General features: G+C 63.1%; 18 protein-coding genes and 4 pseudogenes. 6 read left to right on the top strand and 16 right to left on the bottom strand.

Annotation, left to right across the window (positions count from 1 at the left end):
- Nucleotides 1-14 precede the first annotated feature (14 nt).
- Nucleotides 15-488: an RcnB family protein gene (locus tag H9L15_RS04455; protein ID WP_223276501.1), complete on the bottom strand. Its 474-nt coding sequence runs from the start codon at nt 486-488 to the stop codon at nt 15-17.
- Between the two features lie 795 nt (nt 489-1,283).
- On the opposite strand from H9L15_RS04455, the gene H9L15_RS04460 reads away from it, so the two are divergent.
- The 4 genes from H9L15_RS04460 to H9L15_RS20160 all read left to right on the top strand — a co-directional run bounded on the left by H9L15_RS04460 (nt 1,284) and on the right by H9L15_RS20160 (nt 3,319).
- Complete coding sequence (locus H9L15_RS04460; RefSeq protein WP_262984956.1) at nt 1,284-1,871, top strand: alpha/beta hydrolase; 588 nt, start codon at nt 1,284-1,286, stop codon at nt 1,869-1,871.
- Nucleotides 1,872-2,189 (top strand): 2Fe-2S iron-sulfur cluster-binding protein, encoded by a 318-nt coding sequence (locus H9L15_RS04465; RefSeq protein ID WP_187715309.1) that lies wholly within the window; start codon nt 1,872-1,874, stop codon nt 2,187-2,189. It begins immediately after the preceding gene.
- 281 nt (nt 2,190-2,470) lie between these two features.
- Nucleotides 2,471-2,662: a hypothetical protein gene (locus H9L15_RS16990; RefSeq protein WP_223276502.1), complete on the top strand. Its 192-nt coding sequence runs from the start codon at nt 2,471-2,473 to the stop codon at nt 2,660-2,662.
- 516 nt (nt 2,663-3,178) lie between these two features.
- Nucleotides 3,179-3,319 (top strand): hypothetical protein, encoded by a 141-nt coding sequence (locus tag H9L15_RS20160; protein WP_398286896.1) that lies wholly within the window; start codon nt 3,179-3,181, stop codon nt 3,317-3,319.
- Nucleotides 3,320-3,416: 97 nt separating this feature from the next.
- Here H9L15_RS20160 and H9L15_RS04475 read toward each other — a convergent pair whose 3' ends face one another.
- A complete protein-coding gene (locus H9L15_RS04475; RefSeq protein ID WP_187715311.1) occupies nt 3,417-4,127 on the bottom strand; it encodes an SMI1/KNR4 family protein in 711 nt (236 codons plus the stop codon).
- Between the two features lie 321 nt (nt 4,128-4,448).
- Between H9L15_RS04475 and H9L15_RS04480 the strand changes: the two genes are divergently transcribed.
- Nucleotides 4,449-4,691: a PilZ domain-containing protein gene (locus tag H9L15_RS04480; protein WP_187715312.1), complete on the top strand. Its 243-nt coding sequence runs from the start codon at nt 4,449-4,451 to the stop codon at nt 4,689-4,691.
- A gap of 207 nt (nt 4,692-4,898) precedes the next feature.
- Complete coding sequence (locus H9L15_RS04485) at nt 4,899-7,202, top strand: bifunctional salicylyl-CoA 5-hydroxylase/oxidoreductase (protein WP_187715313.1); 2,304 nt, start codon at nt 4,899-4,901, stop codon at nt 7,200-7,202.
- On the opposite strand, the pseudogene H9L15_RS04490 reads toward H9L15_RS04485, so the two are convergent.
- The 14 genes and pseudogenes from H9L15_RS04490 to H9L15_RS04555 all read right to left on the bottom strand — a co-directional run bounded on the left by H9L15_RS04490 (nt 7,199) and on the right by H9L15_RS04555 (nt 19,194).
- Nucleotides 7,199-8,034 (bottom strand): annotated as a pseudogene (locus tag H9L15_RS04490) (PhzF family phenazine biosynthesis protein). The gene H9L15_RS04485 and the pseudogene H9L15_RS04490 overlap by 4 nt on opposite strands.
- A gap of 57 nt (nt 8,035-8,091) precedes the next feature.
- Nucleotides 8,092-9,470 (bottom strand): annotated as a pseudogene (locus tag H9L15_RS04495) (efflux transporter outer membrane subunit).
- An 11-nt stretch (nt 9,471-9,481) separates the two neighbouring features.
- Nucleotides 9,482-12,661 (bottom strand): efflux RND transporter permease subunit, encoded by a 3,180-nt coding sequence (locus tag H9L15_RS04500; RefSeq protein WP_187715314.1) that lies wholly within the window; start codon nt 12,659-12,661, stop codon nt 9,482-9,484.
- Nucleotides 12,662-12,675: 14 nt separating this feature from the next.
- Nucleotides 12,676-13,943: pseudogene (locus tag H9L15_RS04505) on the bottom strand (efflux RND transporter periplasmic adaptor subunit).
- Nucleotides 13,940-14,089, bottom strand: a complete 150-nt coding sequence (locus H9L15_RS04510) for a hypothetical protein (protein WP_187715315.1) — start codon at nt 14,087-14,089, stop codon at nt 13,940-13,942. Before H9L15_RS04510 ends, H9L15_RS04505 begins: the two are co-directional and overlap by 4 nt.
- Complete coding sequence (locus H9L15_RS04515) at nt 14,077-14,319, bottom strand: hypothetical protein (RefSeq protein ID WP_187715316.1); 243 nt, start codon at nt 14,317-14,319, stop codon at nt 14,077-14,079. Before H9L15_RS04515 ends, H9L15_RS04510 begins: the two co-directional genes overlap by 13 nt.
- Nucleotides 14,320-14,601: 282 nt before the next feature.
- Nucleotides 14,602-15,228 (bottom strand): TetR/AcrR family transcriptional regulator, encoded by a 627-nt coding sequence (locus H9L15_RS04520; protein ID WP_187715317.1) that lies wholly within the window; start codon nt 15,226-15,228, stop codon nt 14,602-14,604.
- 59 nt (nt 15,229-15,287) lie between these two features.
- Nucleotides 15,288-15,910: pseudogene (locus tag H9L15_RS04525) on the bottom strand (response regulator transcription factor).
- A complete protein-coding gene (locus H9L15_RS04530) occupies nt 15,907-17,034 on the bottom strand; it encodes a sensor histidine kinase (RefSeq protein WP_187715318.1) in 1,128 nt (375 codons plus the stop codon). Before H9L15_RS04530 ends, H9L15_RS04525 begins: the two are co-directional and overlap by 4 nt.
- Nucleotides 17,035-17,066: 32 nt before the next feature.
- Entirely contained in the window at nt 17,067-17,441 is a 375-nt protein-coding gene (locus H9L15_RS04535; RefSeq protein WP_187715319.1) for a hypothetical protein, read from the bottom strand.
- 66 nt (nt 17,442-17,507) lie between these two features.
- Nucleotides 17,508-17,924, bottom strand: coding sequence for a pyridoxamine 5'-phosphate oxidase family protein (locus H9L15_RS04540; RefSeq protein WP_187715320.1), 417 nt, complete (start codon nt 17,922-17,924; stop codon nt 17,508-17,510).
- Between the two features lie 52 nt (nt 17,925-17,976).
- A complete protein-coding gene (locus H9L15_RS04545) occupies nt 17,977-18,297 on the bottom strand; it encodes a hypothetical protein (RefSeq protein ID WP_187715321.1) in 321 nt (106 codons plus the stop codon).
- 19 nt (nt 18,298-18,316) lie between these two features.
- Nucleotides 18,317-18,811: a universal stress protein gene (locus H9L15_RS04550; RefSeq protein ID WP_187715322.1), complete on the bottom strand. Its 495-nt coding sequence runs from the start codon at nt 18,809-18,811 to the stop codon at nt 18,317-18,319.
- Nucleotides 18,808-19,194 (bottom strand): universal stress protein, encoded by a 387-nt coding sequence (locus tag H9L15_RS04555; RefSeq protein WP_187715323.1) that lies wholly within the window; start codon nt 19,192-19,194, stop codon nt 18,808-18,810. The genes H9L15_RS04550 and H9L15_RS04555 overlap by 4 nt, the downstream gene beginning before the upstream one ends.
- Nucleotides 19,195-19,477: the final 283 nt, after the last annotated feature.

Consider the following 19,477-nt stretch of genomic DNA (forward strand, 5'->3'; position numbering starts at 1 on the left):
TGAACTTCTGCTGTCTACCAGAAGAAGTTGTAGATGATGTCCGCGATCTGCCCGGTGTAGATGTTCACCAGCACCGCATCGTGGTGATAACGGACCCAGCGGTACGGTCCGTAGGCCGGCGGCAAACGATAATACCACGGGTCGTTCAGCCAGAAGCTGCTGCCGTAATAGCTCGGCCACATGCGCCAGCCGAGACCGTAGCGGAAGTAATCCCAGCCGAACGGATCGTAGTAGAAACCGATGTGGAAGCGGCTGCGATGGCGTCGCCTCCAGTCGTTCCAGTCGTAACGGTGATCGCGCCGCCAGTCCGTGTTCCAATGACGGTTGGGATGCGCATGTCTCGTGTTCGCCGTGCTCGGCGCCGGCGGCTCCGTGCCGAACATCGGCCGTCGGCTGACCCGGCGCTCGCTTGGCTGGACAACGTGGGGCGTATCTCGACGCGGCTCGACCAGCGGCCCGCCTTCGCGGCTATTCGGCGGGACCCGCACGTTGCGGTCCTCGATCGTCGAATTCTCGGCCGGACCGTCCCGCCTAGTCCCGCGCCAGTTGCGAACCGTGTCGGACGTCTCGGCCGGCTGGACATGCCGCTCGACGTCGGGTCGATCCGGTAGTGTCGGACGCTCCGACTTCCGGACGTGCGTTTCCGCGGCGCTCGGAGTCTCAACGGCCGGCCGCTCCGGAAGGCTCGGCGCGTGCTCAGCCTTTCTGGCATGGCCCTCGAACGCATTCGGCTGCGGCTCAGTGAAAGTGCCATTGCCGTTCGAACGGCCGCCGGAGTCCGGACGGCTCGAGTTCTGCTGCGGCTGATAGCTGCGTTCGGGTCGCGACGGGCGCTCCGACCGCTGGCTGTCGCCGTCGGACTGGGACTTCTCGGCGCGGTGGCCGCGGAAACCGCGATTTTCACTATCGTTGGGCCGGCGAGAGCGGGCGACGCCGCGCTGGCCAGCAACATCAGGAGAAAGACCTTACGCATCGCCATTACCTCGGCACTGGAGTTGTACGACAGACCGTGCGCCTGCGCAGATGAGCCGAGGGTGAACCATTCCGCAAGCGAATCGTAATCTTGCCATCGCCGGGGACGCGGTACACGGCGGGCGAATGGTCGACTTGCAAACATCCGCCGGCGTCATCGGGATCGATGTCGAGGGCGAAGGAGCCATTCCGATCCTGTTCCTTCACGGGGTCGGATCGGACAAGAGCGTCTGGAAGGGCCAGCTCGAACACTTCGGTCGGCATCGCCGGGCAATCGCGATCGATTATCCGGCTACGGCGAAAGCGCATTCCTGCCGGATGCGACCCGTGAGGACTTTGCCCGGGCCGCGTGGGCGGCATTGGACGCGCTCGACATCGACGAAGCGCACGTCTGCGGACTCTCGCTCGGCGGCGTCGTCGCGATCGCCATGCATGCCGCGGCTCCCGATCGCTGCCGCTCGCTGATCATCGCCGACAGCTTCGCCGCGCACCCGCAGGGACAGGCCATTTACGACCGCTCGATCGCCGCGAGCAGCGACATGCGCGGCCTGGCGGAAGCGCGGATCGGAGCGCTGATGGCAAACCAGGACCCGACAGTCAGAGGCCAGGTCATCGAGACCATGTCGCGCATCGACCCCGAAGCCTATCGCCTTGGCGCCCGGGCGGTCTGGCTCGCCGACCAGCGGGAGCGCGCCGCTGCGATCCGCACGCCGACCCTGGTCATTTGCGGCGACGAAGACGCCATCACCCCGCCGGCGCTTTCGGAGGAGCTCGCGAACCTCATCCCCGGCGCCGCCCTCGACATCATCGCGGGAGCTTCGCATCTCGCGAACCTCGACAAGCCGGCGGAATTCAACGCCGCCATCGACGCCTTCCTGGCCAGGATCGAGACGCGCTGAGTGCCGACCGTCTGGGCCACCACGCGCCGCGGCGAGACTCGCCAGATCCACGCGAAGTCCGGCGCCTCCCTGAAGGACAATCTCAAGCGCGGCGGAATGGACGAGATCCTCGGCCTGTGCGGCGGCTGCGCGAGCTGCGGCACCTGCCACGTCTATGTCGCGGAGGATTGGCTGAGCCGCCTGCCGCCGATCCAGCCGGACGAAGAAACCATCCTCGCCTTCTCGGACTGGCGCGAGCCGAACAGCCGGCTGTCCTGCCAGATCAAGGTCACCGACGAACTCGACGGCCTCAGCCTGACCGTCGCTCCTGAGGACTAGGCGCGACCGAAGCACGCCGCGCATTTCGGCCCTAGCTGTTGAACCGCCGCGCCTCCGCTTTCGACTCAATGCGGACACTTAGGACGCTGCGCGATGACGCCGCATGTCGTCCGAAACCTATTGTCTGCCAATAGGGCGAGGGCGCTACGACGACCGTCTCATGTTCCAGGCAGGCCGCTTACAACTCAAACCGAACCTGCCTCCCGCACGGACCCAATATCTGCTAAAAAAGGGTTCGGAGGGGTCGTGGTTTACTCAACCGCATTACGTGAGTTCCAGTCATGGACCAGTTCGTTGCCACCGAGAACATCCGCCGCTTCAGACAACAATTAGCCGAGTGCACCGAGGATCGTCAGCGGCGAATGATCGAGTCGCTGCTGGGCGCGGAGATTCAGAAGCTTAGGCAAATTCAGTTGATCTGCGAGCCGAGTCACGTCGGGACCGATCAATCAAGCGGCACGAGCTCTACTTAAGAGGGGCAAGCCATGGGAACATCAAGATTGAACGCAATAGATATTGTGGCTGTTGCGCTCGGAATCGGAACTGCAGCGCCGTCGGCAGCGTCGGTGATCTGGGTCAACGGGCATGGCGACGTCCCAGGAACGACAACGACGTACATCTGTTCTCAGACACCATTTCCATCTGCTCCGCCGGCGTGCCCCTCCACTCAGATCGCCTGGAGCTTTCCGTTCTCTGTAACGGTCGCGGTAGATCCAGACGCTCTGACGCTTGCCCCTGCGTCCTTCCATAACCTTCAAGTTGGCAACTTCTTCTTTGCGGATTTCTCGATCGCACTTTTGGGCTTGGACCAGTGGGGAAATTATATTTTCGAGGGCCAAGATCTCTCAATCTCCGGTACGACGAATCTCCACCCCTGCTTTGGCGGAGCGGATCCCTGCACAATCGACATGAGTGCATTTTCAGGCCGTACTTTCACTGTCGAGCAGATTGATCCCAAGCCAGTTCCTGAGCCCACCACTTGGCTGACGATGCTGTTGGGGTTCGTAGCTATCGGTTCGCTGCTGAGACGAACCTCGAAAAGGTCGCATAATCGCGTTCCCAGTCTTCTGCATTGGGGCTACGGAAGATCTCACTTGCCTCCCTTGGAGACTTCGGAACAGGGAACATAAAAGTACCTCGCATGAAGGCGATCCACGCTTGGCTTTGCGTATCTCAAGTCTGCGACGCGTTCCCCCTTGCGAATTTAAGGCGATTAGCCCGCAGCAATCATTCAATCGCACCGGGTGCGCCTAAGATCGCCCGTGCTCCGTCCTGGAAGTCGTCCGCCGGCGGATCCTTCAATCGGAACACGCGTAGCACACGCTCATCCGGCCTTGCCTCCAGCCGAAAATTGCCGCTGTCCAGAAGTCCGGCAACCCATTCGAGGAATCCGCCCAAGGATTCCGCAAGCACGGTCTTGGTATCCTCGTCGCGCCCGAAGAGGATGACCTGGCCCACGCGCCCTCGTGGCCACGGACCGAAATCGAGGCCAATGTGATTGCCCGAGCCGTCATGGGTGAGCGGCAACCAGCGCGGATTGATATAGGCCGAATCGACGGCACCGTCCGGCCACCCCCTGCCGGGAATCTTATAGCGATCACCGCCTAGGCTTAAGAGCACTCGGTTCCATGCCGCCCATTGTGCGCCGGCCTCCCGGAGGGGCAGCAGAGGCAGCCCGTAAATGTGGCCCCAGCGATCATCTTTTTCGCCGTCATGCCACCGGTAAAGCTGGCGATAAGACGCCGGCAGGTTGATCCCGACCAGGCGCTCGAACGCGTCCAGCTGCGCTTCCGTCGCAGGCGGATTGAACCGATACCTGTCTGGCGGAAGATGCGCAGCATACCACGCGTCGAGACGCGCAAGCACCGCCGCGATGTTTTCCTCGAGCAACGGCTTCGGTTCGCCGGGCGGCCGCTTCGGCGGCTCCTTATCCGGCATCGCCGGCTTTGTAATTCGTCGCTGCTTCGAGCACGTCGTTGGGAGGATCCCAGCTACCGCTAAGGCTCCAGCCAGCGACGCTCCAACCAACAGCTTACGCCGACTCCAATTCATAACGGCTGGATTGGCAGAGACTTACTAATGTCAGCTTTCCACCCATTCCTGCCACTAGGACGCTCGCGGCGCCTTACCCCCATTGCGGACACCCGCGATGCCGGTAATTTGCCCGACATCCGAGTTCGAGCGTTAACGGCATTCTGGAACCGTGGAGAATGAGCATTGCGTCTGCCAGGTTGGGTTGAGCGAGAAGAGCGGGAGGCGGTGTCGATCGACGCCTCGGTGGTCTTGCAGGATGGACGGACGTTCCCGGCGATGATCCGCGATGTCTCCGCGAACGGCTGCTGCGTGGAATGCGACGAGGTGCTGCCGGTGGCCGAGACCATTCGACTCGATCTCGGCGAGGACAGCATCGAGGCCGAGGTGCGGTGGGCACTCTCCGGGGCGGCAGGATTGCAACTGGTCAACCGGAACGCCGGCGACAAATGGGCCCAGCGCCGGAGATGACCGGGGCGGGTTGAAGCGAACACCGGCAGCGCCTGATTTCAAATAGGTCGACGGGGCCTGTCCTACAGGCGCTCTATTGTGCCATGCTGTGCCAATGCGCCGCCGCACGTCCGGTCCGAACCTCGCTAAGTTGCCCGGCCCTCACGTGGGCACCCGCGCGCACACGCGTGTCACCGTGAACATTGGGAACATTCGAGGTCTGCCAGCGTGAGAATTGCCTGCGTCGGCGCCGGTCCCGCCGGCCTCTACTTCGCCATTTCGATGAAGCTGCGCGACCCGTCGCACGACGTCACCGTCTTCGAGCGCAATGCGCCAGGCGTGACCTTCGGCTGGGGCGTGGTTTTCTCCGACCAGACGGTCGAGAACTTGCAGGCCAACGACCCGAAGTCCGCGAAGATCATCGCCGACGAATTCGCGCACTGGGACGATATCGACGTCCACATCGGTGGCGAGACGATAACGTCATCCGGCCACGGCTTTATCGGGATCGGCCGCAAGCGGCTGCTGGAAATCCTGCAGGACCGCGCGCGCGAACTGGGCGTAACAATCGAATTCAATGCCGAGTGCGATCCGGCCGATCCGAAGTGGCGCGATTACGACCTCGTCATTGCTTCGGACGGGATCAATTCGCGTTTCCGCGATGCCTATGAAGATGCGTTCGGGGTCGACGTCGACGTGCGCGCGAACAAGTTCGTCTGGCTCGGCACCCGCAAGGTCTTCGACGCTTTCACCTTCGCATTCGAAGAAACCGAGCATGGCTGGATCTGGGCGCACGCCTATCGCTTCGCGCCCGACTGCTCGACCTTCATCGTCGAATGCTCGGAAAACACCTGGCGCAAGTTCGGATTCGACCGGATGGACCAGGCCGAAGCCATCGCGGTGTGCGAAAAGCTGTTCGCGAAATATCTCTACGGCCACAGCCTGATGTCGAACGCGGCGCATCTACGTGGGTCGGCGGCATGGCTGAACTTCCGCCGCATCAAGTGTGAGCGCTGGTCGGCGGGCAACGTCATTCTGCTCGGCGATGCCGCGCACACGGCGCATTTTTCAGTGGGCTCCGGCACCAAGCTTGCGCTCGAAGATGCGATCAAGCTCGCCGACGTGCTCAATCGGCCGGGTCTCAGCCTCGAAGCGGCGATGGACGAGTACGTCGCCGAGCGGAATCTCGAAGTCCTGAAGCTGCAGAACAGCGCGCGCAACTCGACCGAATGGTTCGAGACGCTGGAACGCTACACCCATTTCGAACCGCTGCAGTTCGCTTACTCGCTCCTCACGCGTAGCCAGCGCATCAGCCACGAGAACCTCCGCCTGCGCGATCGCGAATGGTTGGAAGGTGCCGAACGCTGGTTCTGGAAACGCGCGACCGATGGAAGGTCGAACAAGACCGCGCCGCCGATGTTCGCACCGTTCAAGTTGCGCGAGATGACACTGGAGAACCGCATCACCGTGTCGCCGATGGCGATGTACTCGGCGGTCGACGGTACGCCCAACGATTTCCATTTCGTGCATTACGGCGAGCGCGCGATGGGCGGCGCGGGCCTCGTCTTTACCGAGATGACGTGCGTGTCGCCGGAGGGCCGGATTAGTCCGGGCTGCACCGGCATGTGGAGCGATGAGCACGTTGCCGCATGGAAGCGCATCGTCGATTTCGTGCACGGAAATTCAAAGGCGAAGATCTGCCTTCAGCTCGGTCATTCGGGCGCGAAGGGCTCGACGCGCGTTGGCTGGGAAGAGGACAATGCCCCGCTTCCCGACGGCAACTGGCCGATCATGGCCGCGAGCGATGTGGCGTGGTCGCCGGTCAACCAGGTGCCGACCCCAATGTCCCGCAAGGACATGGACGAGGTTCGCGACCAATTCGTCGCCGCCGTCCGGATGGCCCTCGATGTGAATTTCGACATGATCGAACTTCATGCGGCGCACGGCTATCTGCTGTCGGGCTTTCTCACGCCGCTGCAGAATAAGCGCACCGACGAATACGGCGGGTCACTCGAGAACCGCCTGCGCTACCCGCTCGAAGTCTTCACCGCGATGCGGGATGCTTGGCCGTCGGATCGCCCGATGTCCGTCCGCATTTCCGCGACCGACTGGGCCGGTGATCAGGGAATTACTCCAGACGAGGCAGTCGAGATCGCGGACGCTTTCGCCCGCGCCGGCGCCGACCTCATCGACGTTTCTGCGGGCCAGACCTGGACCGGCGCGCAACCCGTTTACGGCCGCATGTTCCAGACCCCGTTCAGCGACAAGCTCCGCAACGAAGCCCGCCTCGCCACGATGGCGGTCGGCAACATCTACGAGCCGGACCATGCCAACTCGATCCTCGCGGCGGGTCGCGCCGATCTTGTGGCTCTAGCGCGGCCTCACCTCATCGACCCGTTCTGGACGCTGCGTGCGGCCGCGCAGCTGGGTTACCGCGACGTGCACGTGCCGCCGCAATATCTCAATGGAATGAGCCAGCTCGCCCGGAACCTGAAGCGCGAGGCGGAGATGGCCGCCGCGCTTCGCGTCTAGCGTCGAAAGGGAGCGTCACCCAAAGCGAGAGTTTCAGTCTGCCCGCCGATCCACAAGCGGTCGCCTTCGTGGTCGATGTACGCCCGCCCGCTCCGACCGAGCTGCGTCCCCTGCGCCGTGACATAGGGCGGATGACCGCGGCCGGATCGGATCATCCATTCGGCAGCGGAGGCCTGGAAGCTTCCGGTCACCGGATCCTCGACGATCGCACCGACGTGATTGCTGAAAAACGTCCGCAACTCGAACGCCAGATCATGGCCATCGGGATATGGCCCGATCACGCCAACATCCATCCGCCGCGGATAGGAACTGACCGGTTCGAGAGCGAGGACCTCCTCCGCCGACCCGAGCAAGATGCCGAGCCAGCCCGGACCGTTGTCGACCCACTCCGCTTCCACGATCTTCGATCGGTGGATGTTGAGGAAGTCAGCGACCTCCGCGACCGAAGATTCCTCCACCGCTCCGGTATGGATTAGCGGAGGCGCTTCGAATGCCCAGCGGCCGCCGCGACGCTCGACGGTGATCAACCCGGCTTCGCATTCCTGGATCACGCGGTCCTTCGACGAACCGGTCCGCTCCGCCACGCGTGGCAAGTGCCCAGCGTCGGATGGCCGGCGAACGGCAGCTCGCGCTCGAGAGTGAAGATGCGAACGCGGTAATCGGCTTCGTCAGTTGTCGGCGGCAGAAGGAACGTCGTCTCCGACAGGTTCATCCACCGCGCGATCTGCTGCATCGTCTCGGTATCGAGACCCTGGCCGTCATAGACCGCTACCGGATTGCCGGTGAACGGGCCGCTTCCGAAGACGTCGACAAGCTGGAACGTGATGCTCATTGCACTTCTCCTGTCCCAGCCCGCGAGCCGAATACCGCCCGCGAATGCTGTCGGCAACTAAGCCGACCAGCCTCCGCCGAGCGCGCGGAACAGGTTGATTTGAGCGTCGGCGACCTCGCCGTTGACGTCGGCAAGATCCGCTTCGGATTCCGCGAACGTGCGCTCGGCATCGAGCAGTGCAAGCGAGTCCACCACCCCTTCGCGCTGCTGTGCGCGGACGATCTTCGCTGCAACCTCAGCCTCATTGCGGGCCGCCTGCAGTGCTTCGCGGCGGCGAAGCATGTTGGCGTAGGCCGACAGCGCTGTCTCGGTTTCCTCCAGCGAGCGCAGGACGGTTCCGTCGAACAGTGCCAGCGCCTCCTGCGTGCTCGCCTCCGCACCCTGGACACGGGCCCGTGCGCGGGCGTGATCGCTGAACGACCAGCTGATCAGCGGGCCGAGCAGGAAGCCTACTGGGTTGCTCAGCAAATTGCCGAAATTGCCCGCGCTCGAACCAACGGATGCTCCGAGCGTGATCTGCGGATAGAGCTCTGCGGTCGCGACTCCGATCCTAGCGGTCGAGGCCGCGAGACGGCGCTCGGCGGCACGAACGTCCGGGCGCCGAGCCAGAAGCTGCGCGCCATCCCGACGGGAATTGGCTGATCGAGCTTCAGCGAAGAAGTGCGCGCACCGGCCGTTGAGGGAAGTTCGGAAGGTGCGCGCCCGGTCAGCGTCGCCAGTCGGAACAAAGCGGAATCCCGCTCGGCGGCGAGGGCCGGAATTCCTGCCTGTCGCTGGTTTCGCAGCGCCGCGATCCGCGCCGTGTCGAGGCGCGTCGTCTGGCCGATCTCGACCTGCTTCTCGGTAATGCCCAGTGACTCATCGAGCAGCGCGACGATATGCTCGGCGACCGCGAGACGTTCCGCCGCGCTCGACGCATCCGCATAAGCACGCGCCGTGTCCGCAACGATGGCAATCCGCACAGCATCGGCGTCTGCTTCCGCCGCACCGACATCCCCGCTAGCGGCTTCGACTCCCCGCTTCACGCGACCGAACAAGTCGACTTCATAGGCGACCTCAAGGCCGGCATCGAAGCTGGTCGACGCATCGGAATCGCCATTCTCGCGTCCGCGAGTTGCCGAGGCCGAAGCCCCGCCTTGCGGCAGCCGATCGACCTTCACTTCCTTGAGCGAAGCGCGAGCGCGGGCAAAACGCGCAACCGCCGCGCGGATGTCGGTGTTGTGCGCCAAGGCGTCAGCGATAAGCCCATCGAGTACGGGATCCTTGTACAGCCGCCACCAATCGTCCGGCACGGGTGCGAGCGCCTGGACCGCCGGCGACTTAGCCGCCACGAAGGGTCCGGCAGCTGCCGAAGGTGTCGCGGGTTGCGCATACTCAGGTCCGCTTGCGCACGCCGCCAAGGCGAGCGCCAGCGCGATGCTCATTACAGTCTTCATCTCGAGAGTCCCTATTCCGCGGGCAGCAGCATCGGCTGCTGCTCGGACGGCCGGCCGCGACCGCGCGCCAATCGCTCACCGAGCGTGCGCGTCGCCACGTAGAAGACCGGCGTGAAGATGAGGCCGAACGCCGTGACTCCGATCATTCCGAAGAAGACCGCGGTGCCGAGCGCCTGGCGCAGCTCCCAGCCCGGACCGGTCGCCAGCACCAGCGGCAGCGTACCGAGGACGAAGGCAAAGCTGGTCATAAGGATCGGGCGCAAACGCGACCCGGCGGCTTCAACCGCTGCATCGATGGCCGAAAGGCCTCGCTCCTCCGCCTGCTTGGCGAACTCGACGATCAGGATCGCATTCTTCGCGGCGAGCGCGATGAGCACGATCAGGCCGATCTGCGTCAGGATGTTGTTGTCCAGACCGCGCAGGTTCACTCCCGTCATCGCGGCGAGCAATGTCATCGGCACGATCAGGATGATCGCCAGCGGAAGCAGCAGGCTTTCAAACTGAGCCGCGAGCACGAGGAAGACGAACACCACCGACAAGGCGAAGATGACCGCGGCGATGTTGCCGGCAAGCTTCTGTTGGAAGGCAATATCGGTCCACTCGGTCGCGAAGCCCTGCGGCAAGCTCGACGCGAGCCTTTCCATCGTTTTCAGCGATTGGCCGGTCGAATAACCGGGCGCGGTGTCGCCATCGACCTCGACCGCAGGGAAGAGATTGAAGCGCGTGACGCGATACGGGCCCGTCTTGTCCTGGAACGTCGCGACCGTTCCGATCGGCACCATGGCGCCGCTGTTTGAGCGGGTCTTGAGCTGGGCGATGTCGGCTGGATCGTCGCGATACTGAGCATCCGCCTGCGCCGTTACCCGGAAGGTCCGGCCGAGCAGGTTGAAGTCGTTGACGTAGGCGGAGCCGAGATAGACCTGAAGCGTCTCGTTCACACGCTCCGTCGGTACGCCGAGCATGTCCGCCTTGGCGCGGTCGACGTCGGCAAAGACGCGCGGGGTCGCGGTGTTGAACAAGGTGAAGACGTTGGCGAGACCTTTCTCTTGGTGGGCCTGGCCGATCAGCTGCTGGGCAGCCTGCTCGAGAGCCTGGTAACCGGCGCCGCTGCGATCCTGCACGATCATGCGATAGCCGCCGCCGTTGCCGACGCCTTGGATGACGGGCGGCGGGATGACGAACACGAACGCTTCGTCCATGTCGGCGAGCGCAGCGCGCATGTCGTTCTCGATATTAAGCTCGGTGCGGTCAGTACCCGCCCGCTCCTCGAACGGCTTGAAGGTGACGTAGGCTGCGCCGGCGTTGGAAGCCTGCGTCCCCGACGCTCCGTCGAAACCGGAGAACATCACCGCCTGGTCGACTCCGGGCACCTTCAGCAGCTTGGCCACAGCCTTCTTCAAGACTTCGTCGGTGCGCTCGATCGAGCTTCCCGGCGGAAGTTGGATCGCGGCAAGCGCGTAGCCCTGGTCCTGCGCGGGGATGAACCCGCCCGGCGTGTACCAGAACACTCCGACGGTCAGACCGACGAGCCCGGCATAGGTTGCCAGAGCCCGCTTCGGCGCCCGGAGGACCCGGCGCGTAAAGCTCCTGTACCAATTGCTGAGCTTGCCGAAGCCGGTGTTAAAGCGATCGCCCGCCCGATGGACGAAGCCCATGATACCCGACTCCGCGCGATGCTTGCTCTTCGGCTTCAGCAGCCGCGCCGCAAGTGCGGGAGACAATGTCAGCGAAAGCAGCAGCGAGATGACCGTCGACGCTGCAATCGTCACCGCGAACTGGCGATAGAATTCGCCCGTGATTCCGGTGAGGAACGTGACCGGGACGAACACCGCGCAAAGCACGAGGACGATGGCGACGAGCGCGGTCGAAACCTCGTCCATCGACTGATGCGCCGCTTCCTTTGGACTGAGGCCGTGTTCGAGGTTGCGTTCGACATTTTCGACGACGACGATGGCATCATCCACCACAATGCCGATCGCCAGCACCAGGCCGAACATCGACAATGTGTTGAGCGAGTAGCCGAGCGCGGCAAGCACTGCGAACGAGCCGATCAGCGACACCGGGATGGCGATGATCGGGATAACCGCGGCACGCCAGCTTTGCAGGAAGACGATGATCACAAGAACGACGAGGATAAGCGCTTCGAGGAGCGTTTCCTGCACCGCCGTCATCGACTTGCTGATGAACTCGGTCGGGTTCCAGATGATGCGATATTCGAGGCCCTTCGGGAAAGTCTTGGACGCCTCAGCGAGCTGGGCCTTGACGCCCTCCGCAGCGGCGAGCGCGTTGGTTCCCGGCCGTTGGGTGATGCCGAGGATCACCGAGTCCTTGCCCGAGAGGTAGGCGTTGACCCCGTAATCCTCGGCACCGAGCTCGACGCGTGCGACATCGCGAAGACGCGTGATTGCGCCAGATGCCGAATCGGTCCTGATGATGATGTTGGCGAACTCGTCGGCCGTCTTGAAGCGGCCCTGGGTCTCGACGTTAAGCTGTTGCGCAGCGCCCGTGTCGAAGGGCGGCTGGCCCACGGTGCCGGCCGCAACCTGGACGTTCTGGCTGCGCAGCGCACTCACGACCTCGCCGGCGGTCAGGCCAAGCGTCGAAGCCCGGCCCGGATCGATCCACACGCGCATCGCATAATCGCGGGCGCCAAAGATTGAGACGTCGCCAATACCGTCGACGCGCGACAGTCGGTCCTTGAGCTGCGTCAACGCGTAGTTCGACACGTAGCCGCGATCGAGCGAACCGTCGGGCGACAGAACGTTGACCGCCATCAGCCATGACGGCGAGGTCTTGCGAACGACGACACCCTGCCGGCGCACGTCCTCAGGCAAGCTCGGCGTGGCGAGGGCGACGCGGTTCTGAACGAGCACTTGCGCGGTATCGAGGTCGGTGCCGAGCTTGAACGTAACGGTGATCGTGACGCGCCCGTCACCGGTCGACTGCGACGACTGATAGAGCATGTTGTCGACGCCGTTGATCTGCTGTTCGATCGGCGCAGCGACGGTGTCCGCGACGGTTTCGGCGGACGCACCGGGATAGAAAGTGCTGACCGTGACCGTTGGCGGGACGACGTTCGGGAACTGCGACACGGGCAGCCCGAAGTAAGCGAACGCACCGACGATCGTGATGATGATCGCGATGACGCCGGCAAAGATCGGCCGTCGGATGAAGAAGTGACTGAACTGCATGTTAGAGAACTCTCTTATCGAGCCGCCAGCGTCGCCTGGGAGGCGGAGGGCGACTGCGACTGGGCCGGTGCCAACGGTGCGGCGGCCGGATGAACTTTCGTCACGCGCGCCTTTACCTTGGCACCGGGCATAGCGAACTGGACGCCCTGCACGACCACCCGGTCGGCAAGACTCAGGCCGCTGCGAATGACCCGGAGGTCACCAACCAGCGGTCCGGTTTCAACCGGCTTCGCGGCGACGGTATCGTCCCGCCCGACGACAAGCACGATCTTGCGCGCCTGATCGGTGCGGATCGCCGCGTCCGGGACGAGCAATGCCGGAGTCGTGCCGCCGTCCGCGAGCCGCATGTTTCCGAACATGCCCGGGTCAGGAAGTAATCCGGGTTGGGAACGACGGCGCGAGCACGAATGGTGCCCGAGTTCTGGCTGATGCCATTGTCGGTGAAATCGAGACGGCCGGTGCGGCTGTACGTGGCCTCATCCTGAAGCCTGATCTGCGCGATGTCGCCTTGCTCACCCGCGGACCGCTGACGCGAATCCTTGAGATACAGGGACTCGGGCACGTCGAACGTGAAGTAGATCGGGTCCAGGGCGTTGATTGTGGTCAGCAAGGTTCCACCGTCCACGCCGGATGCGACGAGGTTGCCCGCGTCGATCTTGCGGTCCGAAATGCGTCCACTGATCGGCGCCCGAATCTGCGTGAACTCTACGTCGAGAGAGCGCTGCTGAACGCGAGCCTGAGCAGCCGCGAGCGCCGCACGGGCCGTCTGCACCTGCGCCGTCAATTGGTCGACATTGGCCTGCGACACCGCATTGGCTTCAAGCAAGCGACGGGCACGGCCGAGATTGGTCTCCGCCAGCGCCAGTTGGCTTCGCGCGGTTGCGACGCCGGCGCGGGCTTCGGCGAGCGCTGCCGTGAACGGACGCGGATCGACAGTGAAGAGAAGCTGGCCCTTCTGGACGATCTGGCCATCGCGGAAGTGGACGCCGACGATCTGCCCCGAAACGCGCGGGCGCACTTCGACCGAGCGGCTCGCCTCGAAGCGGCCGACATAGTCATCCCACAGATTCACCTCGCTCTGCAGGGGGGCCGCGACCGTCACCGTGGGGACCGGGGGAGCAGCGGCGGGGGAGGGATCGCTGCTCCAGAGGGTGACGGCCGCGGCTAGGGCGACCAGGGGCGTTCCGACAATCGCGGCACGTTGCCAGAGCGGCCTGCGCGCGAAGCTCAGGCGGACGCGTTGCGCTTCGCCATCGGACGTGACTTTCGAAATCATGTTCATGCTGCGGCCTTTCGCGGCGCGCTGATGGTGGCGTTGATGCAGCTCGCCATCAGCTCGTACTGATCCGGCGAGAAGCCGGCGGAGAGGAATTCGGCGATGTCACGACCGGGGACCGTGAAGCCGTAGTGCCAGGTCAGCACCGCCATCCGGCGGAGCGCTTCGAGGCGCGGGTTGGCGAGTTCGGGTTACCCCGGCCAATCATCCAATTGTAGAACTTGCGCACGCGACCGGCTGCGCGGATCGTCCACAGCCGATCGATGCGGGCAAGGCGGATGATGGACCACTCGAGCTTGGAGAAGTCGGGCGTCGCCGAGGCCAGCGCCGGGAGCGCGATCGGCTGGGCGTCTTGCGCATCGATTCTTGCCAGATAGGCCATGTCATTCTCCCTCATTTTTCTGGGCAAGCCTCTCCGTCCGCCGGACCACCGTCTCGACGCGAGTGCTTTTCCCAGGCGCAGAAATCCGCTCACTGAAACGCGAGGTCTCAGCGTGGACTGCTAATGAATCTTCGAACCCTTTTTGCGGGGGTCAGGCCCGCGGAAGACGGGAGGGCGTTCGCGACACCTTCCCGCTTTCTGTACTGCTCAGTACAAAGTCTGCTAACCGACGTCAAGAAAAATTCTGTACCGGCCGATAAAATAATTTGCGTTAGTTATAAATCAGGCGCTCGGCCAAAGGGCGAGGCCGCTTTCGACCAGCCGGTCGAGCTCATCGCGAGTCGCGCCCTGGCTTGCCTGGACGGAGATGCCCTGGAGCATGGCGATCAACACCCGCATGAGGCCTTCCGAATCAACGTGGGATGGGAGGTCGCCCTCCTGCTTGGCGCGATCGAACCTCTCCATCAACGCGCGCTTGGCGGCTTCGCCTCGCTTGACGACATCCTCGCGTACCGATTGCGAATCGGGCCCGCAGGCAACCGAAGTGATGACGCCCATGCACCCGTGCGGTTCGTCGTAGGCCATCACATTGTCGACGGAGCCGCGCAGCATCACCTCGGCGACGCCGCGTGCAGTCGGTTGCTCAAGCGCCTGTCGAATGTAGGCGAGCTTTTCGGTTTCGTAGAGGTCGAGCGCCTTGCGAAACAACGCGTCCTTGTTGCCAAACGCCGCGTAGAGACTCGGCCGGGTGATCCCCATCGCTTCCGTCAGATCGGTGAGCGACGTGCCATCGTAACCCTTCTCCCAGAAGACGCGCAGCGCCTGCGCAAGAGCACGATCGACGCAGAATTCGCGGGGGCGTCCTCGGCAGGGGCCGGTCCCCTCGGATATCACTTCAGGCTTATTCATATCGCGCGGTACATAATACGGTTTCGTGAAAAATCCAGTGCCATCCTCTACGGTTCCGTTCAGCTCACCTCGATATCCCTTGCGGCAAAGGCGAGGCGAAGTGCTTCGGACAAGCTGTGGACGGCGAGCTTGGCCATGAGATTCGCCCGATGGATTTCGACCGTGCGCGGACTGATGCCGAGATCATAGGCGATCGTCTTGTTGGGAAGGCCGTCTGCGAGCCCATCCAGGACTTCGCGCTCCCGTGGCGTCAAAGCTTTCAATCGAATCGCCGCATCACGGCCGCGATCCAACCGAGCGTCGGCGCGCTGGAGCACCGCTTCACCCGCGCCCAGTGCTGTAAGCAGGGTTGCCTTGTCGAACGGCTTTTCGATGAAATCCACCGCGCCGGCCTTCATGGCCCGGACAGATAAGGGACGTCGCCGTGACCGGTCATGATGATCACCGGCAGCGCGTTGCCTCCTTCATTCAACGCTTCCTGAACCTGCAGGCCGTCCATCCCCGGCATGCGAATGTCGAGCAAGATGCAGCCCGGATCCAGCGATTTCAGCTCCTTCAGAAGGTCTGCGCCACTCGCGAAAGCATTTACTCGGAAACCCGAAGTCTTGAGCATGAATCCTACCGATCGCCTGACCGAATCGTCGTCGTCGACCAGGTGAACGACTTTCGGTGCCTCACTCATTCGCCGGCTCCCACAATTGGAAGGGTGAAATGAAATACGGTCCCGGCGCCCTCATTCGGCTCGAACCAGATCCGGCCGCCATGCGATTCGATGATGGTCCTGCTGATCGACAGGCCGACGCCCATTCCCGTCGTCTTCGAGGTGATGAAAGGCTGGAAGAGCTGGCCCGCTACAGATTCGGCAATGCCAGTTCCCGTGTCTTCGACCGTCACGGTCACCATCCGGTCCGGACCGGATTCCGTCCTGATCGTCAAGGACCTCTCCGGGCTATCGATCATTGCGTCGACGGCGTTGCGGATCAGGTTGGTCAGCACTTGCTGGATCTGGATGCGATCGACCGGGACGTCATCGAGATCCGGAGCCAATTGCAGCTGCACTTCAATGCCATGCTCCCGAGAGCCCACGAGAGCGAGTGCGCTCGCTTCGGTGACGAGGCGATTGACAGATTCCGGAGCGCGCAGTGACTCTCCATGGCTGACGAACTCGCGCAGCCTACGCACGATTTGCCCCGCTCGGACGGATTCCTTGGCGGCCTCAACAAGCGCTTCGCGCAGGAGCGCATCATTTTGGTGGGCGCCTTCGGGAATGAGGTCGCGTGCCGCTTCGCAATAGTTGGCGATGGCGGTCAACGGCTGGTTCAGTTCATGCGCCAACGAGGACGCGAACGAGGCCATTTCGCTCAACCGTCCGACATGAGCGAGCTCGGACTGGAGGTCGCGCAGGCGCAGCTCCGTCTGCCGCCGTTCGCTGATGTCATGGATGAAGCCTGTGAAGATCCGCTGGTCGCCCATCGCCGCTTCGCCCACGGCAAGCTCGATAGGAAATGTGTAGCCGTCGCGATGCCGGGCGGTCGTCACGCGCCCGATGCCGATGATCTTGCGCTCACCCGTTTCGCGATAATCCCGGATATACTTGTCGTGCCGCTCGCGATCCGGTGAGGGCATCAGCATGGAGACGTTCTCGCCGACAACGTCACCTTCGGAATAGCCGAACATCTTTTCCGCCGCTGCGCTGAATGACAGGATGCGGCCATGATCGTCGATGACAATCATGGCGTCAGGAACTGTCGCCAGGATCGATCGAAGGAGAGTCTCGCTCTCCCCGACCAGGGTCGGACGGCTCATGTCACGAATGATAGCATCAAGCTCCGGAATGGCTAAGGCCGCTCGAGGATCTGGCGGCCGGAATCATTGATGCTGGCGACACTGAACGCTTCGTTGCCGCCCGGGCCTTCGATCGAAACCCTTTCATTCAAGCGCAACGGAACGGCGGGGATCCGCGCTAGCTGCCCGGCCTTGTCCAGCCAGCGAAGCCGCCAATGACCGTTCTCGCGTTCGACCCGGCCATGCATATCCGGCTCGGACGCCCAGAATCTGGCGACGGTCGCCCTTGCCGGATTGGAAGCTATGGCTTCGGCATCGATCCTGCCGTCTGCGTCGAGTGGCACGCGCAAGAGATAAGCCTTGCTCGCCGAGGCCCGCGAAGAGCCGCGACACTGCGCGAGCTCAAGCCGGACGATCTTCCAATTCATCGGATCGGAATATGCCGGGCGCTCGCGGACGCGATATACGCAAAGCCCCGTACTGGTTTGCCACGCTCATTCCGAAGGCGTGTCGGGCGGCTCCAGCTCGAACGATACCCGGTGCCCGAAGGCGACGCGATAATCGAGCACAGAGAGGTATCTGCACCTGGCCCGCATGACAGCTGCATCGGCTGCGGTCGGAAGGTCGAGGCCGGATAGATTGGGGTGGCGTTCCGTGAGAAGTTTCCAGGCCTGGGCCTTCTCGGTCTGGTCGATCACTTCGGCAGCTTCCGCGCCGGCGTAAACGGCCTGCAATACATCGAGGCCGACCGGTTCATGGCCTACAGCGATCGCTACACGAGTGTCCGTACGGATGTTGGCGAGCTTCTGGCTGGACCGGAACACCACGAAGTAAATCGAAAAGCCGAGATTCGCGTATCCCACGATGGTGTTCTGCGGCCATCCGTCCGGGCGGTTGGTAGCGACTGCCATGATACGGTGCGAGTCCAGGATGCGGATAGCCTCGTCTTGGGCCGCGCGTTTGTCAGATGACATTAGATGTCGCCGACATGTTCGCGGTCGAGTCGTCACGCATTTCCGGCTTTGCCGTCAGCCAGTTCCAAATCAGAGCGAACACCGATCCGAACAGGAAACCGGCAGCGAAAGTGATTGCAACCAACGTTGCCGCAGTCTCGAAAGCGAATGGCGCCAGGTCATAGTCGAGCTGGATGAAATGCAGTCGCAGGACGAAGTTCATGAACGCCTTGGCCCAGCCAGCAGCGACCATCGCGACCCACATCGAATGCCAAAGTGCGAGAACCGCGCCGACGGACAGGCCCGCCTTCGTTGGGTTGATGTGACGCATGGAAGAGTCTCCTCGCAGATCAGTGCATCGTCACGATTGAAACCGGGCATTCGCGAAGCAGGTCGCGGGTGACACCGCCGAACAGGAACTCGCCCGCGCGACTGTGACTGTACCCACCCATCACCAGATAAGCGCAGCCCTTGCTCCTGGCGTAGGCCACGATGTCAGCCGCTGGTGAATAGGTGATCTGCCGTTCATCGAAGTCGGCATGGATCCCGTGCCGCGAAAGATATTCGAGTAGCTGCGTGTTCGGGAATTGCGCCGGCTTCGATTCAACGAACCGGACGACCTTTACTTTCGGTGCTAGCTTGAGAAGTCCGATGGCCCCCCGGACCGCGTTCGCCGCCTCGACGCTTCCGTTCCAAGCGATGACGGCGGGCCAATCAAACTCGGCAATTGGCACTTGGTCGCCCGGGATGAGGATAGGCGTGCGCGATTCAGCGATCAAACGGTTGATGAGATACGAACCGCCAAGGCCGAAATCCGGAGCGCTATGCTCCCGACCGACGATCACGAGGTCAGCCAGGGAGGCATGTCCGATGACGGCAGCCGCAAGGGGGAAGTTACAGACTGGTAGTCCCAGCTGACATCTTCATTCCGCAGACGTTCTTGCACGCTCGCCTGGACCGCTCGTGCCTGATCCTCGAGCGCCTCGACGAGCTGGGCACTCAGGTTCATCCCGCCGTAGGCGTCCACGAACGTGTAGGCCTCGATCGGAACGACGTGGAGAAGCTGGAGATGGGCCGTGCAGGCTCTTGCGATCGAAAGCGCGGCTTGCAGCCGATGCTCGAGATGGCTGTCGTCATGGACATGGAGCAAGATGGATTTGATACCACCCTGCGCGCGGACACATCCCGTCTCACTCTTCAGTGCCGGCGCCGCTTCTGTGACGAGCATGTTCATCTCCTTGGCAATCGGAAAATGCGGTAGGATTCTCTGCCTACCGTCACGCTGGTGCCATCAGGAATTTCACGTAAGCCCCTCTTCTGGGCGAGGGTTCCGTAGCTTTACGTATTCGTCGCTCGGCAACCGGGGGCGTATACCCAATTTGCCTCCCGGAGGATCCCAGACTCCCCTTCCCCACTCCGGGAGGTTTGCTCCCAGGGACGCTGCTTCTCAGGGAATCTCCCGATTCCGCTCCGCGCCGCCGGAGCCATAGCGTCTCCGCCAACACGCGCCG

Origin of the sequence: Sphingomonas daechungensis, assembly GCF_014489495.1 — a bacterium.
Taxonomy (GTDB): domain Bacteria; phylum Pseudomonadota; class Alphaproteobacteria; order Sphingomonadales; family Sphingomonadaceae; genus Sphingomicrobium; species Sphingomicrobium daechungense.

Coding starts and splice junctions, on each gene's coding strand:
- H9L15_RS04555 (WP_187715323.1), bottom strand. CDS start 19,194: ATGCTCGTCACAGAAGCGGCGCCGGCACTGAAGAGTGAGACGGGATGT.
- H9L15_RS04475 (WP_187715311.1), bottom strand. CDS start 4,127: ATGCCGGATAAGGAGCCGCCGAAGCGGCCGCCCGGCGAACCGAAGCCG.
- H9L15_RS16990 (WP_223276502.1), top strand. CDS start 2,471: ATGGACCAGTTCGTTGCCACCGAGAACATCCGCCGCTTCAGACAACAA.
- H9L15_RS04540 (WP_187715320.1), bottom strand. CDS start 17,924: ATGGCAGTCGCTACCAACCGCCCGGACGGATGGCCGCAGAACACCATC.
- H9L15_RS20160 (WP_398286896.1), top strand. CDS start 3,179: ATGCTGTTGGGGTTCGTAGCTATCGGTTCGCTGCTGAGACGAACCTCG.
- H9L15_RS04530 (WP_187715318.1), bottom strand. CDS start 17,034: ATGAGCCGTCCGACCCTGGTCGGGGAGAGCGAGACTCTCCTTCGATCG.
- H9L15_RS04545 (WP_187715321.1), bottom strand. CDS start 18,297: ATGCGTCACATCAACCCAACGAAGGCGGGCCTGTCCGTCGGCGCGGTT.
- H9L15_RS04500 (WP_187715314.1), bottom strand. CDS start 12,661: ATGCAGTTCAGTCACTTCTTCATCCGACGGCCGATCTTTGCCGGCGTC.
- H9L15_RS04520 (WP_187715317.1), bottom strand. CDS start 15,228: ATGAATAAGCCTGAAGTGATATCCGAGGGGACCGGCCCCTGCCGAGGA.
- H9L15_RS04510 (WP_187715315.1), bottom strand. CDS start 14,089: ATGGCGGTGCTGACCTGGCACTACGGCTTCACGGTCCCCGGTCGTGAC.
- H9L15_RS04535 (WP_187715319.1), bottom strand. CDS start 17,441: ATGAATTGGAAGATCGTCCGGCTTGAGCTCGCGCAGTGTCGCGGCTCT.
- H9L15_RS04515 (WP_187715316.1), bottom strand. CDS start 14,319: ATGGCCTATCTGGCAAGAATCGATGCGCAAGACGCCCAGCCGATCGCG.